The 15,497-nt window shown below is 71.2% G+C and carries 16 protein-coding genes; 7 read left to right on the top strand and 9 right to left on the bottom strand.

The annotated features are described in order from the left end of the window. The first annotated feature begins 175 nt into the window (after positions 1 to 175). Positions 176 to 1,072 carry a serine hydrolase gene (locus FB390_RS14350; protein WP_246124017.1) on the top strand — a complete coding sequence of 299 codons (897 nt, stop codon included), beginning with the start codon at positions 176 to 178 and terminating at the stop codon, positions 1,070 to 1,072. Here FB390_RS14350 and FB390_RS14345 read toward each other — a convergent pair whose 3' ends face one another. Together FB390_RS14345 and FB390_RS14340 are read right to left on the bottom strand one after the other, a co-directional pair. Then, positions 1,073 to 1,738: a response regulator gene (locus FB390_RS14345; protein WP_141809406.1), complete on the bottom strand. Its 666-nt coding sequence runs from the start codon at positions 1,736 to 1,738 to the stop codon at positions 1,073 to 1,075. It lies immediately after the preceding gene. 195 nt (positions 1,739 to 1,933) lie between these two features. Continuing rightward, positions 1,934 to 3,154, bottom strand: a complete 1,221-nt coding sequence (locus FB390_RS14340; RefSeq protein WP_246124016.1) for a sensor histidine kinase — start codon at positions 3,152 to 3,154, stop codon at positions 1,934 to 1,936. A 169-nt stretch (positions 3,155 to 3,323) separates the two neighbouring features. Here FB390_RS14340 and FB390_RS14335 point away from each other — a divergent pair, with 169 nt between their 5' ends. From FB390_RS14335 to FB390_RS34620, 4 genes are all read left to right on the top strand, one after another. Next, entirely contained in the window at positions 3,324 to 4,097 is a 774-nt protein-coding gene (locus FB390_RS14335; RefSeq protein ID WP_141809405.1) for a hypothetical protein, read from the top strand. Between the two features lie 131 nt (positions 4,098 to 4,228). Beyond that, positions 4,229 to 5,518, top strand: a complete 1,290-nt coding sequence (locus tag FB390_RS14330) for an alpha/beta-hydrolase family protein (protein WP_246124015.1) — start codon at positions 4,229 to 4,231, stop codon at positions 5,516 to 5,518. Between the two features lie 97 nt (positions 5,519 to 5,615). Then, positions 5,616 to 6,062, top strand: a complete 447-nt coding sequence (locus FB390_RS14325) for an SRPBCC domain-containing protein (RefSeq protein WP_141809403.1) — start codon at positions 5,616 to 5,618, stop codon at positions 6,060 to 6,062. Positions 6,063 to 6,153: 91 nt separating this feature from the next. After that, the gene (locus tag FB390_RS34620; protein WP_141809402.1) at positions 6,154 to 7,398 is read left to right on the top strand and encodes an SGNH/GDSL hydrolase family protein; all 1,245 of its coding nucleotides are present in this window, start codon (positions 6,154 to 6,156) and stop codon (positions 7,396 to 7,398) included. 85 nt (positions 7,399 to 7,483) lie between these two features. Here FB390_RS34620 and gatA read toward each other — a convergent pair whose 3' ends face one another. Both gatA and gatC read right to left on the bottom strand, forming a co-directional pair. Beyond that, positions 7,484 to 8,956 carry an Asp-tRNA(Asn)/Glu-tRNA(Gln) amidotransferase subunit GatA gene (gatA, locus tag FB390_RS14315; RefSeq protein WP_141809401.1) on the bottom strand — a complete coding sequence of 491 codons (1,473 nt, stop codon included), beginning with the start codon at positions 8,954 to 8,956 and terminating at the stop codon, positions 7,484 to 7,486. Then, positions 8,953 to 9,252: an Asp-tRNA(Asn)/Glu-tRNA(Gln) amidotransferase subunit GatC gene (gatC, locus tag FB390_RS14310; protein WP_067781792.1), complete on the bottom strand. Its 300-nt coding sequence runs from the start codon at positions 9,250 to 9,252 to the stop codon at positions 8,953 to 8,955. Before gatC ends, gatA begins: the two co-directional genes overlap by 4 nt. Positions 9,253 to 9,616: 364 nt before the next feature. On the opposite strand from gatC, the gene FB390_RS14305 reads away from it, so the two are divergent. Continuing rightward, entirely contained in the window at positions 9,617 to 10,267 is a 651-nt protein-coding gene (locus tag FB390_RS14305; RefSeq protein WP_141809400.1) for an ACT domain-containing protein, read from the top strand. A 79-nt stretch (positions 10,268 to 10,346) separates the two neighbouring features. Here the strand turns inward: FB390_RS14305 and FB390_RS14300 are convergent, their stop codons facing one another. From FB390_RS14300 to FB390_RS14290, 3 genes are all read right to left on the bottom strand, one after another. Next, complete coding sequence (locus FB390_RS14300; protein WP_141809399.1) at positions 10,347 to 10,856, bottom strand: GNAT family N-acetyltransferase; 510 nt, start codon at positions 10,854 to 10,856, stop codon at positions 10,347 to 10,349. A 46-nt stretch (positions 10,857 to 10,902) separates the two neighbouring features. Further along, complete coding sequence (locus tag FB390_RS14295) at positions 10,903 to 11,247, bottom strand: hypothetical protein (RefSeq protein ID WP_141809398.1); 345 nt, start codon at positions 11,245 to 11,247, stop codon at positions 10,903 to 10,905. 268 nt (positions 11,248 to 11,515) lie between these two features. Continuing rightward, a complete protein-coding gene (locus FB390_RS14290; protein ID WP_141809397.1) occupies positions 11,516 to 12,760 on the bottom strand; it encodes an AAA family ATPase in 1,245 nt (414 codons plus the stop codon). Between the two features lie 288 nt (positions 12,761 to 13,048). On the opposite strand from FB390_RS14290, the gene FB390_RS14285 reads away from it, so the two are divergent. After that, positions 13,049 to 13,402, top strand: coding sequence for a hypothetical protein (locus FB390_RS14285; RefSeq protein ID WP_141809396.1), 354 nt, complete (start codon positions 13,049 to 13,051; stop codon positions 13,400 to 13,402). A 225-nt stretch (positions 13,403 to 13,627) separates the two neighbouring features. Here the strand turns inward: FB390_RS14285 and FB390_RS14280 are convergent, their stop codons facing one another. Both FB390_RS14280 and FB390_RS14275 read right to left on the bottom strand, forming a co-directional pair. Further along, complete coding sequence (locus FB390_RS14280; protein WP_141809395.1) at positions 13,628 to 14,689, bottom strand: S-adenosylmethionine:tRNA ribosyltransferase-isomerase; 1,062 nt, start codon at positions 14,687 to 14,689, stop codon at positions 13,628 to 13,630. Then, a complete protein-coding gene (locus FB390_RS14275) occupies positions 14,686 to 15,378 on the bottom strand; it encodes an SDR family NAD(P)-dependent oxidoreductase (protein ID WP_141809394.1) in 693 nt (230 codons plus the stop codon). Before FB390_RS14275 ends, FB390_RS14280 begins: the two co-directional genes overlap by 4 nt. Positions 15,379 to 15,497: the final 119 nt, after the last annotated feature.

The raw sequence follows: 15,497 nt of genomic DNA, 5'->3' as shown, positions 1-15,497 counted from the left end.
GAATTCTGCGCCGCTATCGGCAAAACTATGTACAGCACATCATCATCGCGTCACTTCCCACGAGCGAGCACGGTGGTGGGTTCTCGGCCGGTGAATCACCCGGGCGGGTTGGACGGGTAGATGGCACCGCCGAGGGCCGCGCGGCACGCGCGGGGCGGTGGGGAGGTTGACGGTGGTGAAGTCGGCTCGAATCGCTTCCGCGTGTCGTCCGGTGCTGCGCGGGGCCGTCGCGGCGACGATGCTGGCCATGGTCTCGTGCGGTCTGATTCCCGAGCGGGTGGAGAAGCCCGCCGCGGCGACGGTGACCGCGCAGACGGTGGGGACCTGGAAGGCGGGGCGCACGGTGAGCATGCCGGATTCGCTCGCGGCCGATTTCACGCAGTTGCAGCCCAGCCTGCGCGGGCAGGTCGGTCTGGCGATCATGCCGGTCGGCGGCAACCGGATCACCGTTTTCGGGGACTGGACCACCGGCATCGCATGGTCCACGATCAAGGTTCCGCTGGCGATCGCCGCGCTGCGCCACGATCCCGAAGGCGCTATGCCCGACGCGGAGGCGGCAATCACCGTCTCCGACAACGACGCCGCCGACGCGCTGTGGAATTCGCTGGGCGACGGGCTGGAGGCGGCGCAGGCCGTGCAGCAGGTGCTCGACGAGGCGGGCGACGCGGTCACCGGCGTCGCGGGCCCGCGCACCCGGCTGGACTACGAGGCGTTCGGCGCGACCGAGTGGTCGCTGACCGATCAGGTCCGCTTCGCCTCGCGGCTGCCGTGCCTCCCGCAGACCGAGACGGTGACCCGGCTGATGGGCGAGATCACCCCCGACCAGGGTTGGGGTCTCGGCATGTTGGAGGGCGCCGAGTTCAAGGGCGGCTGGGGCCCGGACGACGAGACCGGCATCTACACGGTGCGTCAATTCGGACTGCTGCCGTCGCGCTCCGGTCTGGTCGCGGTCGCCCTTGCGGCACAGGCGGATTCGGGCACTTTCGGGGACGCGACCGCGCTGCTGGACAGCTTGGCCGCGCTGCTCGGCCGCCATGTCGACGAGCTGCGCGGCGGCAAGTGCCCGGCCTGATCAGCCGGGCGTGACCAACCCGGATTCGTAGGCGAGCACGACGGCCTGCGCGCGGTCGCGCAGATTGAGCTTCGAGAAGACCTTGGAGACATGGGTTTTCACGGTCTGCTCGGCCACGAACAACGCCTCGGCGATCTCGGTGTTGGACATGCCCTTCGCGATCAGCTCCAGCACCTCCCGCTCCCGCGGTGTGAGGGCGGCCAGTTGCGGCGCTGGTTTGGCGCGGGCGGCGGCGCGGCGGCTGGTGACATCGGCGATGAGCCTGCGGGTGACGGTCGGCGCGAGCAGCGCCTGCCCCTCGGCGACCACCCGCACCGCGCGCACCAATTCCTCGGCGGGCGCGTCCTTGAGCAGGAACCCGCTGGCGCCGAGGCTGAGCGCCTCGTACACGTAGTCGTCGATGTCGAAGGTGGTCAGCATCAGCACCCGCACCGGCGGTTCGAAGCCCGCCGCGAGGATGGCGCGCGCCGCGTCGAGGCCGTTCATCTCGGGCATGCGCACATCCATCAGCACGACGTCCGGGCGTAGCCGCTTGGCCTCGGCCACCGCGACCTTGCCGTCGGGGGCGTCGCCGACGACGCTGATGTCGGGTTGGGCGGCGAGCAGCGCGCCGAAACCCTGGCGGACCATCGCCTGGTCGTCGGCGATCAAAACCGTTATTGCCACGCGCCCACCCTAATTGCCGCGCCTGCGCCGGTCCGATCGCGGAGGTCCGCCGCGAGCGCGGGCGGAGTTGTGCCCACTGAACGCCGCCGGACGACGCCCGTCCTCTGCTCCCGCATAGCCGGAGGTACGCCTCGTGAACGCCGCCGGACGCCTCGTCGGTCCACACATGACCGGAGCGAAGGCAGGAGGAGCGCCTTATTGCACCGTCGGCGTCGCGACCGATACGGCGTCGGGCGTCGCGAGCACGGCGCCCAGCGGAAGCCGGGCCTGCACCTCGAACCCGCCGTCATCGCTCGGACCGGCCGTCACCTCGCCGCCCGCGGCCAACGCCCTGGCCCGCATCCCCGCGATCCCGTGCCCGCCGTTGCCGACCGGCCGCGCCGGCGCCGCGCCCGGCCCGTTGACCACCCGCAGGTGCAATTCCAACCCGCAGACGATCGCCACCCGCACCGGCGCACCCGGCGCGTGCCGTGACGCGTTCGACAGCGACTCCTGGGCGATCCGGTAGAGCGCGAGCCCGGTCGTCTCCGGAATCGACCGCAGGTCGCCCTCGATGGTCCAGTCGATCGTGACGCCCGCGCGCCGGGCGCCGTCGAACAGCGCGAGCACGTCCTCGGCCTTCGGCTGGGGCGCGTGTTCGGGCAGCTGGCCGTCGCTGCGCAGCACGCCGAGCATGCCGCGGATCTCGTTGAGCGCCTCGCGGGCGGTGGCGCCGATCGATTCGAACTCGGCGCGGGCGGCCGGGGTCACGCCCTCGACCCGGTAGGGCGCGGTCTGTGCCTGCACCACCACCAGGGACATGTGGTGGGCCACCACGTCGTGCAGGTCGCGGGCGATGCGCGCCTTCTCCTCGAGGATCGCGCGGCGGGCCCGTTCGAGCTCGTTCTCCTCCTCCTGGCGCACCAGTTCCCGGCGCGAGAGCACCAGCCACCGGACGAGCAGGGCGAACAGCACCACCGCCGCCAGCGCGATGGGCCAGCCCCATACCGCGTTGGCGAACGCGTCGCCCTCACCGGGCATGGTCGTGCCGAACAGCAGCGAGGTCGCGCCCCACGCGATGGCGACGGTCTGCACGGGCGCGCGCAACCCGACCGCGAACAGCAGCGCGATCAGCGCGATGACCTGCACCACCTGGAACGGCAGATCGTTGTTCGGCTGGTGCGGGATGGCCAGCGCGATGAGCAGCGCCGAGCCCGCGGAGATGGACCAGCCCAGCGCCGGGTTGATCCGCACGAGCAGGATCGGGAACGCGGCGAACGCGGCGATGAACGGCTGCGCCCCCGGCGACACGGCGTGCGTCAGGTGCAGTGTCGGCCACGCGACCGCGTAGAGGATGAGCGCGGTCAGCACGACGGACGCGTCGAACCAGCTGCGCGCGTCCATCCGCTTCGCCAGGTCACGGGTCTTCTCCTTCATGGCTACGACCCTAGAAACCCCGGCCCGGCCCGTGCCTCATACCCACGGGTGAATTCCCACCTCATACCACGGGATGAGCAGACTCGCCCGCTCCCCCGACGGCACGGCGGCGCAAACCCCACCACGGCGGGAGGCCGGTGAGCGTGCGCCGTTCATAGCGTCGAGGCCCATGAGGACCGAGACCATCGCCGCCACCGAACGCCACCCGACCGCACCCCTCGGGCTGCGCCGGGTCGCGGCGCTGACGGCCGCGGCGCTGACCACGATGTCGGCCACCGTCGCCATGGCCCCCGCCGCGCAGGCGGCCACTGTCGCACCGCCCGTCGTCGAGAATGTCGCGGCCGCCACCGCGATCGCCGCGCTGATCGCGAACGAAACCGGCTCGGCCGCAGCGCTTCCCGGCGATTTCACCACCGTGCTCGGTTATCGACCGGTTGCGGTGCACGGCATGCTGACCAACCCGGGCGGCGACTGCTCCTCCCCCGTCCCGCTGCCGGCCGAGTTCGACACCGCATGCAAGGCACACGATCTCGGCTACGACCTGCTGCGCTACGCGGATCGGCGCGGCGAACCGCTCGGCCCGTGGGCACGCCAGGCCGTGGACGCGGCCCTGGACCGCCGGATGCGGGAGGCGTGCGACGCACGCACCGAGCCGTGGGGCCGGGCCAAGTGCTACGCGATGGCCGATATCGCCGATACCGTGGTGGATCTGAACTCGCGCCGCCAGCACTACGGCGCTCCGGTCGTGGAGACGATGCTCGGCGCGGGCGTCGCGGCGTCCGGATGGAGCGGCTGGCTGGTCGGTCTCGCCGGACTCGGCGCGCTCGGACTCGGTACGCTGCTCGCCCTCGTTCTCGGCGCGCTGCGTCGAGCGTCCGACGGTCGATTCGAGAATGCCGGCGACATCTCGAACAACGCTGTCGCCGCGGGAGTTTCGGCATGACCACGACGACGCGGCCAATCGCCGAAAGCCCTCGACTCGATCCCCCGGCACCGCTCCCGAAGCGCCGGGGCTCGGCAGCCATCGCCGCCGCCCGCACGGCACCGCGCATCGGAACGACACTGGCGGTCGGTGTGGGAACACTCCTCTCGCTCGCGCCGGGTCTCCTGCCCCGTACGCCCGGCGCGCAAGCCGTGCTCACCGCCCTGCTGATCTGCTGCGCGCTGGGACTCGCCGGTGCGCTGCGTTTCTTGCTCGGCCGCTGGGACTTCGACGTCGATCGGCGCTTCTCTCGCTACCGCCTGCCGCTGCCGGCGGTGCTCGGCTTGGCCGTGACGATCGCCGCGTGGCGCGCCGGGCACTGGCAGAACGATCTGCGCGCCGCCATGGGGACACCGCCGATCGGCCCCGGCTACTGGCTGCACTGCGCGCTCGCCACCGCACTGCTCACCGGCGTCGTCGTCGGGATCGCCAAGGCGCTCGGCTGGGCGCTGCGCAAACTCGGCATGCTCCGCGGACTCGTCCTGGGACTGGTCACCGCGGCGGTGGGCTACCTCGTGCTGACGCCCGCGGTGGTGGGGTGGCGCCAGCAGGTGTACGCGGCGGCCAACGTCGCGATGGATCCGGCTCTGACGCAACCGGTTTCGCACACCAGATCGGGCAGCGCCGGGTCGGCGGTCAGCTGGCCGTCGCTCGGCGCTCAAGGCCGCAAGTTCGTCAGCGGAACCCCCGAGGGACCGGTGCGGGTCTACGTCGGGGTGGATTCCGCGCCGGATCTGGATTCCCGTGTGGCGCTGGCCGTCCGGGAGCTGGAGCGCTCGGGCGGGCTGTACCGGTCCAATATCGTGGTCGCCCTGCCGACAGGGTCCGGCTGGATCGACGCCAACGCCGTGACCGGGTTCGCCGAACGCTTCGGCGGTGACGTCGCCGTGGTCGGTCTCCAGTACTCCTACGCACCGAGTTGGGTGACGTTCGTCTTCGGCCGGGCCGACGCGGTGCGGGCCGCCCGCGCCCTCTTCGACGCCGTCGAGCGACGCCTGGGCGCCATGGCCGAGCCGCCCCGGCTGTTCGTCTACGGCCAGAGCCTCGGCGCCCTCGGCGGCAGCGCGATCTTCGCCGACGGCGCCGAGCAGGACCGCCGTACCTGCGCCGCGCTCTGGGCCGGTCCGCCCGCGGGCGGCGTGCACCGCAAGGGCGCGACAGTGCTGGCGAACAGCTCGGATCCGGTCGTGCACTGGTCGCCCGCCCTGCTGTGGCGCGCGCCCGACCTGACCGGCGTGCGGGTGGACGCCCCCGTCCCGCGCTGGCTGCCGGTGGTGAGCTTCTTACAAACCACCGCGGACCTGCTCGCCGCACTCGACGCGCCGCCCGGTCACGGCCACCGCTACGGCACCGACCAGGGCACGGCGCTGGGTTCCTGCTGAGCGTGCGGCTCAGCGCCACAGCTCACCGTCCGGGGATGGTTCCGCCGAGCGGGCCCGTTCATTGACGCGACAGTAGAACTTGTTCTAATTTGCTCCCATGGGCTTTGTCATCGACGTGGCCGTGTACATCGACGCACCGGCCGACCTGGTGTGGCAAGTGATCACGGACCTCCCCCGCTACGGCGAGTGGAATCCCTTCGTCACCGAATGCGAGAGCACGCTCACCCCCGGCGACCCGATCGACATGCTCGTGCAGGTCTACGGCTCCACCCCGCGGCGGCAGCGCGAATGGATTCGCAGCCACACCCCGGGCCGTGAGCTCAGCTACTCGATGAAGCCGGTGCCGCTCGGCGCGCTGCACAGCCTGCGCTCGCACACCGTCACAGCGGTGAGTCCCGAACGCACGCGCTACGAATCGCATTTCGAACTCGGCGGCTGGTTCCACCCCGTGGTCGCGGCGGCGCTCGGCGCGAACCTGCGCCGCGGCTTCGAGGGCATGACCGCGGGCGTTCAGCGCCGCGCCGAACTGTTGCGCACCAGCTGAATCCGGGCCGGGAATCGACCCGGATCTTTCGTGGTTGTGCCGTCCTGTTCGGCGCTTCGCCGAGTTCGACCACGAGAGAACGGATTCCGTCGTGCGCATCGTCCGCGCCCTGCTGGCGCTCCTGCTGATCCTGCTACCGTTCACCGCCGCGGGCGCGGCGGCCCGTCCAGCGGACCCGCCGGGGTGGACCACGGCGTGGGCGACATCACCGCATCCGCCGAGTCGCGCGTTCGTGACCAACTGGGCTCAGCAGGGCTTCGCGAATCAGACTCTGCGCCAGGTGGTTCGGGTCAGCGAGGGCGGGCTCACCACCCGGGTGCGGCTGACCAACCGCTACGGCACCGCGCCGCTGACGATCACCGGCGCGACCATCGCGCGCACCGCGGGCGCGGGCGCGATCCGGCCCGAGACCCTGTCGCCGCTGACCGCCGGGCTGTCACCGACCTTCGAGATCGCGCCCGGCGCCGACCTCGTCACCGATCCGGTCGCGTTGCCGCTCAACGCCTTCGACTCGATCACCATCACGCTGTACTTCGCCGGGCCCACCGGCCCCGCCACCCAGCACGCGCAGGCCATCGCCACCACTTACCGCGCCGCGGGTGATCACCGCGCCGACCCGACCGCCGCCGCGTTCACCGAGAGCACCCCGACCTGGTACTACCTGGCGGGCGTCGAGGTGGCCGATCTCCTGCCGAACCCGCCCGCCATCGTGGCCTTCGGCGACTCCATCACCGACGGCGTCGGCTCGACCACCGACGCGGACAACCGCTTCCCCGACGAACTCGCCGAACGCCTCGCCGCGGCGGGCGCTCCGCGCGCGGTGCTGAACCAGGGCATCGGCGGCAACCGGGTGACCGTCGACTCCGACTGGCTCGGCGAGAGCGCGCTGCGCCGCTTCCAGCGCGACGTCCTCGACCAGCCGGGCGTCGGCACGGTGATCATCCTGGAGGGCGCCAACGACATCGGCCTCAGCGCGGGCGCGCCCGATCTCGGCGAACCGCCGGTGCCGGTCTCCGCGGACCAGCTGATCGCCGCGCACCGCGAGCTGATCGGCCGGGCCAGGGCCGCGGGGCTGCGCGTCATCGGCGCGACCATCCTGCCGTTCGGCGATTCACCGTACGACTCGCCGGAGGCCGAGGCCAAGCGTTCGGCCGTCAACGAGTGGATCCGCACCTCCGGCGAATACGACGCGGTCGTCGACACCGCCGCCGCGCTCGCCGATCCGGCGGACCCGAGCCGGTTGAACCCGGCCTTCGACAGCGGAGATCGCTTGCACCCCAACGACGCGGGCTTCCGCGCGATGGCGCAGGCCGTGAATCTCGCCGATCTGCGCTGAGCGCGGAGGAACCCGAGCACGGAAACGGCGAGCGGGCCGGGGCGCGATGCCCCGGCCCGCTCGCCGTTGTCTGTCCGTAGCTCCGTCAGGCGACGGGTCCGCGGGCGGCCTCGTAAGCCGCGCCCACCCGGTACAGGCGGTCGTCGGCCAGCGCGGGCGCCATGATCTGCAAGCCGACCGGCATGCCGTCGTCCTTGCTCAGCCCCGACGGCACCGACATGGCCGGGTGGCCCGCCAGGTTGGTCGGCAGCGTGCACAGGTCGGACAGGTACATCGCCAGCGGATCGTCGACCTTCTCGCCCAGCTTCCACGGGGTGAAGGGGCTGGTCGGCGAGACGAGCACGTCGACCTTCTCGTAGGCGGCGTCGAAATCGCGCGCGATCAGGGTGCGGACCTTGAGCGCCTGACCGTAGTACTCGTCGTAGTAACCCGCCGAGAGCGCGTAGGTGCCGATCATGATGCGGCGCTTGACCTCGGGACCGAAGCCCGCCGCACGGGTCAGCGCCATGACCTGCTCGGCGCTGTGCGTGCCGTCGTCGCCGACGCGCAGGCCGTAGCGCATGGCGTCGAAGCGCGCCAGGTTCGACGACACCTCCGACGGCATCACCAGGTAGTAGGACGGCAGGCCGTACTCGAAGTGCGGGCAGGACACCTCGACGACCTCCGCGCCGAGCTCCTTCAGCACGCCGACCGCGGCATCGAAGGAGGCGAGCACGCCCGGCTGGTAGCTGTCGGAGTGCAGCTCCTTGACCACGCCGATCTTCACGCCGCGCAGATCGCCCTCGGCGCCCGCGCGCGCGGCGGCGACCACCGGCGGCACCGGCACGTCGCGGGAGGTGGAGTCGCGCGGGTCGTACCCGGCGATCACCTCGTGCAGCAGCGCGGTGTCGAGCACCGTGCGGCCGCAGGGGCCGCCCTGATCCAGCGAGGACGCGCAGGCGACCAGGCCGAAGCGGGAGACGGTGCCGTAGGTCGGCTTGGTGCCGACGGTCGCGGTCACCGCCGCGGGCTGCCGGATCGAGCCGCCGGTGTCGGTGCCGATGGCCAGCGGCGCCTGGTACGAGGCCAGCGCGGCCGCCGAACCGCCGCCGGAGCCGCCCGGGATCCGGCTGGTGTCCCACGGGTTGCGGGTCGGGCCATAGGCGGAGTTCTCGGTGGACGAGCCCATGGCGAACTCGTCCATGTTGGTCTTGCCGAGGATCGGGATGCCCGCCGCGCGCAGCTTGGTGGTCAGCGTCGCGTCGTACGGCGACATCCAGCCCTCGAGGATCTTCGAGGCGCAGGTGGTCGGCATGTCCGTCGTGGTGAAGACGTCCTTGAGCGCCAACGGAACTCCGGCCAGCGGCGAGGCGGGCGCCTGCCCGTCGGCCAGCGCCGCGTCCACCGCGTTCGCGGCCGCGAGCGCCTGCTCGCCCGCGACGTGCAGGAACGCGTTGAGCTCGCCGTCCACCTCGGCGATCCGGTCCAGATGCGCCTGGGTGACCTCGGCCGAGGACACTTCCCGGGCGTGGATCTTCGTGGCCAGCTCGGCCGCGCTGAGGGTCGTCAGGTCGCTCATTCGCCCTCTCCCAGAATCTGCGGCACCATGAACCGCTGCTCCTCGACCGCCGGTGCGGCCGCCAGCGCCTCGTGCGGCGTCAGGCCGGGCACGAGCTCGTCGGGGCGCGTCACGTTGGTCGCCGGATTCGGCGAGGCCGTCGCCGGGACGTCGGCGGCGGCGACCTCGGAGATGGTCCGCACGTGGCTCAGGATCGAATCCAGCTGACCGGCGAACTGGTCCAGTTCGGCGTCGGTCAGCGCGAGCCGGGACAGCCGGGCGAGGTGTGCGACCTCGTCGCGGGAGATGGCGGGCACCGCGGGACCCCTTTCGGCATGGTTGTGCATGGGTGGCCGTGCACGACGACCGCGCTCGCGCTCGGCTCACATCGTGCACGGCAGATGTTAGTCCGCGACCGGGATCGCTCCGCCCACCCGGTCGCTGCCGGGGCTGCGGTGGACAGATAGACACTACGCCCCGCGGCCCACCACACCTCCGACAGCAAGAACCACGACGACACACCACCAGATCTAGAGCGACACGCCGCAGTGGCGCGAATTTGCCGCGTGGCGTTCGTCACTGGCAGCGCTTCGAGTCGATAACCGGCCGCAAGGGGTGTAAGTATTGCCAGACCCGGGTATCCGACCACCAGGCTCGGCCGGCCAGAGGAAAGGAACGCGCGTGTCATATCTGCTCCGCGTGCAACTTCCGGATCGCCCGGGAAGCCTCGGCGCACTCGCGCTCGCATTGGGTTCCGTCGGCGCCGACATCCTCTCGCTGGATGTGGTCGAACGAGGGGCAGGCTTCGCCGTGGACGATCTCGTCGTGGAAGTTCCACCCAACGCACTCCCGGACACGCTGATCACCGCGGCGGAGTCGATCGGCGACGTGCACGTGGACTCGATCCGCCCCTATTCGGGCGTGCTGGACACGCACCGCGAGCTCGAGCTCATCGACCAGGTGGCCAGTGCCCGCGACGACCGGCTGCAAGTGCTCGTCGACGGCGTCCCCCGGGTGCTGCGCGTCGGCTGGAGCACCGTGATCGATCTGGGCCCGCACGGCGCCTACCGGCTCGTCGGCAGCCAGAGCGCGCCGCAGACACAGGCCGGTTCGGCGCCGTGGATGCCGCTGGAGAAGCCCTCGGTGCTCGATTCGGAGGCCGAGTGGGTGCCGCAGATCTGGCGCGACATGGATACCAAGCTGGCGGCGGCGCCGCTGGGCAACACCGGCAAGGTGCTGCTGCTCGGCAGGCCGGGCGGCCCGGACTTCCGGCCGTCGGAGGTGGCGCGGCTCGGCTACCTGGCCGGGATCGTCGCGACCGTGCTCGGCTGAGCGTCGAACCGCGCCTGCGGGTTCGCGTACTGCGCAGACGAGTGCTTCCTTGGCGCGCTGGCGGATTCGCGCGATCGGGTCAGCGTGCGGGTAGCGGTAGCCGCAGCACGGTGAGCAGCTCGCCCGCCTGCGTCGTCCAATCCCGTTCCGGCACAGCGACGAAACCGAAGCGGTCGTAGATGCGGCGGGCGTCGGCCATCGCGGACATGGTGGTCAGCGCGACCGCCTCGCACCCTCGCTCGCTCGCCATCTCGATCACGGTGCGCACCAACGCCGTTCCCGCGCCGAGCCCGCGGGCCCGCTTGGCGACCGCTAGCATGCGGAACTCCAGTTCGCCGGGACGCGCGATCTCCGCGTATGGCGTGCCGTAGCTCGCGACGGTGAGCGAGCCGATCACGCGGTCGTCGTACACGGCGACCAACACCTCCGCCGCGGCGGCGGCCCTGCGTTCCGCGTCGGCCAGTTCGGCGACGTACGGACTGCCCGGCCGGACATAGCCCTCGCCCACGTACACGTCGACGGTCAGCTCACCGACCGCGGCGTATTCCTCCGGGGTCGCCGCCCGGATGATCAGTTCGCTCGCGCCCATACCGGCATCCTGCCACCGCCGAGCGCGACCTTGACATTTGACCAGTTCAGGAACCGAGGCCGGGACGGCTCCCCGGATGAGCGATCTGCCACCGCTCCGGCTTGCCGGGTGGGTAGACCACCGAGATGTAGTCGCCGATCGAGGGCCACTGGTTCACGTCCCAGGCGAAGCGGCCGTAGACCACGGTGCCCGGCACCGAGGGACCGGTCAGGTTGCCGGTGATCGTGACGTACTGCTCACCCTCGGCGTCCGGACGCGGGCTCACGCCCGTGACGTACAGCGAGCCGGACTCGGGTTCGGCAAGCTGGAAGCCCTGCCGACCCCGGCGGTACGACACCAGCAGCGCGACGAGCACGGTGACCATGATCACCAGCATTGCGAGTTCCAGCATGGGTCCATCGTATGGCGGGGTCCGCGGTCGCCGTCCCGGCGCGGTCGCACAACGCCGGGCCTACACGTCGGCGCGGGGTAGCCGATCGTGGGCACGGCACAGCCATCTATCGCGGTCCCACGACCCGCTTCACCGGTCCGGCGCGCGGGCCTATCCGCCCGGCGCAGTGCAGGCCCGTCACGGCGCGGTGCCATATCGTCGGACCGCGGCCCGCCCACCGTCGCGGTGCGGCCTGCCCACCGTCGCAGCGCGGCATGGCTCGCGATCGTCAGAGCGCGGCGAGTTCGCTCGTCCCGCGCTCCGTGCGGCGGACCTGCCAGACCGCGGTGCGGGTGCGTTGCGAGCGCCCGTTGCCCCGATCGATCAGCGAGCGGTTGTCGGTGGTGAAAACGAGTTGGGCGCCGAGAGCATTGGTCTCCGGGTTCTGGAACAGCTGGATCAGCCGGTCGGCCTGTTCGGCGGGCAGGTGCGCGCCGATGTCGTCGACCGCGAGCACCCGGCCGTTGTCGAGCGCGTCGAGCATGGTGGGCAGTAGGCGCAACAGCGAGAGGGTCGCGGCGGATTCGTCCGTGATGTCGAACGGGGCGTCGATACCCGCGTGCACGAGACTCAGGCCGACCCCGCGCCGGGCCACCATGCGGGTGTAGAGCGCGTCGCGGGCCGAGCGCAGGTTGGTCAGCTCCCTTTCCAGCAGCAGCGGTGTGAGTCCGGTGTCCTGTAGTAGCCGGTCGGCGTGCGCGGGCGAGGTGGCGCACAGCTCGACCTGTTTGGCGGCGCCCTCGATATCGGCGTCGAGTTCGCGCAGGTAGTCGGCGTAGAGCGGGTCGTCGTCGGCGATCAGCAGATCCGTGATGCCCAGTTCGGCGGCGCGCAGCAACAGCAGCAGCCGGGCCGCGTTGTCCGGGGAACGCGAGATGTGGCCGCCGAGCCGGTGCGCGATCTCGTTCGGCTCGGCGGCGCCGCGCTGCACCTCCAGCATCGAGGAGAACCAGCGGTAGGCGGGCACCAGCGCCTCGGCGTACATCTGCCCGGCGAGGCTGAGCAGCAACGCGTTCGGGCGCACCAGCGGCACCAGCGCGGCGATGCCGTAGCGGGCGGCCTCGAACATGGGCCCGATCTTGATCTGTTCGCCGTTGCGCTCGAACACGATTCGCTTGCGCGAGCGCGGATGACTGTACAGCCATTCGGCCGTCACCTCGGCGTTGTCCAATCGGAAGCCGTAGGTGAACGGGCAGCCCTCCGCGACGAACCCCGCGACGAACTCCGACGGCCGATCAGGAAAACCCAAGTGCGGCGAGCGAACCGGACCCGCGTACGGATCCCACCCCGTGACCGAGTGCAGCACCGCGTCGCGCATGTGTCCGAGCGCGTCCATCAGGCTCGTCTTCCCCGCCGCCGTCCCGCCGTGCACCGCGGTCACCGGCACCGCCACCGGCCCGCTCCCCTTGGTCAGCCGCAACTCCTGCCGTTCGGCCAGCGATCTGTGGTTGGTCACCTGAAAACTCCGCAGCATGCCGCCATACTTCCGTCCCGCCCACCCCTGCGCGACACCAACCCTCACCCCACCGATCCACGAACACACGGAACCGACGCCGAAGGGCTACGCGAACGTTCGTAATTCGGCCCTGGTCAACCCATTTCCCGCACTTCGCCGATACCGCGGTCGTGGTGGACGACATTCTGTTCCCGGGCATCGGCGGTCGGACGTGCGGACAGCGCGGGCGATCGGGGTTAGCATGCTGGCGCTAGCTCCTGTGCGGGGCGTGGCTGTCGGAACGTCTCCCAGGGATGAGGTCCAGCGATGACACGTATGCTTCGTCGGCTCGCGATCCGCAGTGCGGTGATCGGGGCGATCGCCGCGGGAGCGGTGGTCGCGGTGCCACAGACGGCGATCGCCGAGGCGCCGTGCCAGGACGGTACCGCGCGGGTGTTCCTGAACAACGCCACCAATCTGTGCCAGAGCGGCAGCGCGACGTACACCGCGCGCCCCGCGATCACCAAGGTGTGTTCGACCGGCGGCACCAAGGTCGTCATCGACACCGACGGCCCGCGCCGGGTCAACCGTCGCCACGTCGAACTCGATCCGGGCGGGCACTGCGCGCGCTTCGAGGTCGAGGGCCAGGAGAGCGCGACCGTACAGGTCACGGCGGCCTGATCGGCCTGAGAAGACGTTCGCGTTCGGCGGTTTCGCGACGCGGTGCGTGTCACCCCTGCCCATGGGCACAGCCGGACAGAGTCCCGCTGTAAGCCGTGCACGGCCGGAACGAAGGCGGACGTACCCCCAGCCGGACCGAGTCCCTCCGAGACGGCGCATAGCCGAAGGCGCGGCCGGACAGGGTTCTCCGTGTGCCGCGCAGGGCTGGGGCGAAGGCGGAGCGGCCTAGTCGCGGCCGTCGCCTCGGAAAAGCAGTGCGCTGTCGCCGAATTCGTGCCACAGGTACCCGGTGTCGAGCGCCTCGGTGTAGGCGCGGCGCACGGTGGTCTCCCCCGCGACCGCGACGAGCAGGTCCAGGTGGGAGGCGCCGGGGGCGTGCCAGCCGGTGATCAGGCCGTCGACCACGCGGGCGGGACGGTTCGCGGCGAGGACCAATTCGGTCCACCCGCCGGCCGGCCGGACCCGACCATCCGCGTCGGCGGCCGATTCGAGTGCCCTGGTGACCGTGGTGCCCACCGCGACGATCCGCCCGCCCGCGCTCTTGGTGTCGTTCACCAGTCGGGCCGTCGCGGCGGGCACCGCGAAACGCTCGGGGCTCGGCGGCTCCCCGGCTTCCGGTGACGAGACGCCGGTGTGCAGCGTGACGGGCGCGAGGGACACACCCGAGGTCACCAGATCGAGCACCACGTCGTGCGTGAACGGCCGTGCGGCGCTGGGCATTTCCGCGCTGCCCGGAATCCGCCCGAACACCGTCGTGTAGTACGACGGCGACCACCGCCGCGGCACGTACGAGTAGGTGATCGGTCGTCCGTGCTCGCCCATCAGAATCCGCGGATCGACGGTGACGTCGGCGATCCACAACCTGCGCGCCCCGGGCAGCCAGGGCTCACGCAGCGTCGCACGCGCTTCGCCCGCCAGCTCGAGCACGGCACCCGCGCGCAGTTCTCGGTCGGTCAGCGGGGTGCGCTCGCGGGTGCGCACCTCGACCACCCAACCGCCGTCGTCCAACCAGGTGGCGAAGTGCAGGGTGATCGGCAGATCGGCGAGGGTGGCGTCGACCGCCGCCGAGGTCGTCGCCGAATTGTTCACAACCACCAAGTCGCCCGAGCGCAGATATCGCGGCAGTTCGCGAAAACGCGCGTGCGTCGACCGGTCTCCCGCGACCAGCAGCCGCACATCGTCCCGTGCCAACCCGCGCGCCTCCGGCGGCGAATCGGCACTGTGTCGATCCGGCAGCTCGAAGGTCCGCGCCCACGCGGCGGAGGGCGTTGCCGCCCCGCCACTCATCGCACCACCGCGAAATCCGCCGCGGTGTAACGGCCGTTCTTCGGACGTTCGTCGAGGAGCCGCAGCAACGCGGGCACGACGCTCTCGGGTTCCGGCCGATCGGAGATGTCCTCGCCGGGGAACGCGGCCTGGTGCATCTCGGTGCGCATATCGCCCGGATCGAAGGAGTAGACGGCCAACTCCGGATGCTCGGCGGCGAGGATCGCGGTGAGCTGGTCCAGCGCCGCCTTGGCCGAACCGTACCCACCCCATCCCGGATAAGGTTCCACGGCGGCGTCGGAACTGATGTCGACCACGACGCCCCCGAGGTCGAGCATCGGCAGCACCGCTTGCAGGATCGCCAGGGGCGCAATGACATTCGTGCGATAGACGGCCTCGAGTTCGTCGAGCGGATAGTCCGCCAACCGGGGCTGCGGACTGGGTCCGAGTCTGCTGGCGTTGTTCACCACGAGGTCGATCGGCGCCGCGCCCGCGGCGATTTCGGCCAGCCGGGCCCGGTGCGCGGGATCCGTGACATCGCCGGGGACGGCGACGAACGCGGCGCCCAGCTCGGCGCGGACCTCGTCGAGCCGGTCACCACGGCGGGCGGTGCCGATCACCCGCCAGCCGCGCCCGGCCAGCACGCGGGAGAGCGCGCGGCCGAGCCCGGCCGAGGCGCCGGTGACGAGGGCGGTGGGACGGTGAGTCATGACGATCTCCTGCTAGTTGCCTAGTAGGCGCGCTGTCGGACTCGGTCCGTCCGAAGACCGACGGAGCGAATCCGGTACGCCTACGCAACCGATCGTCATACCTCGAGCAAGGTTCAGGT

Origin of the sequence: Nocardia bhagyanarayanae (assembly GCF_006716565.1) — a bacterium.
Lineage (GTDB): Bacteria > Actinomycetota > Actinomycetes > Mycobacteriales > Mycobacteriaceae > Nocardia > Nocardia bhagyanarayanae.
Note: the sequence above shows the minus strand (reverse complement) of the source record. Positions and strands in the feature narration are given on the sequence as shown.

Coding starts and splice junctions, on each gene's coding strand:
- FB390_RS14290 (WP_141809397.1), bottom strand. CDS start 12,760: ATGCTGCGGAGTTTTCAGGTGACCAACCACAGATCGCTGGCCGAACGG.
- FB390_RS14340 (WP_246124016.1), bottom strand. CDS start 3,154: ATGAAGGAGAAGACCCGTGACCTGGCGAAGCGGATGGACGCGCGCAGC.
- gatA (WP_141809401.1), bottom strand. CDS start 8,956: ATGAGCGACCTGACGACCCTCAGCGCGGCCGAGCTGGCCACGAAGATC.
- FB390_RS14280 (WP_141809395.1), bottom strand. CDS start 14,689: ATGAGTGGCGGGGCGGCAACGCCCTCCGCCGCGTGGGCGCGGACCTTC.
- FB390_RS14295 (WP_141809398.1), bottom strand. CDS start 11,247: ATGCTGGAACTCGCAATGCTGGTGATCATGGTCACCGTGCTCGTCGCG.
- FB390_RS14285 (WP_141809396.1), top strand. CDS start 13,049: ATGACACGTATGCTTCGTCGGCTCGCGATCCGCAGTGCGGTGATCGGG.
- FB390_RS14275 (WP_141809394.1), bottom strand. CDS start 15,378: ATGACTCACCGTCCCACCGCCCTCGTCACCGGCGCCTCGGCCGGGCTC.
- FB390_RS14335 (WP_141809405.1), top strand. CDS start 3,324: ATGAGGACCGAGACCATCGCCGCCACCGAACGCCACCCGACCGCACCC.
- FB390_RS14325 (WP_141809403.1), top strand. CDS start 5,616: ATGGGCTTTGTCATCGACGTGGCCGTGTACATCGACGCACCGGCCGAC.
- FB390_RS14300 (WP_141809399.1), bottom strand. CDS start 10,856: ATGGGCGCGAGCGAACTGATCATCCGGGCGGCGACCCCGGAGGAATAC.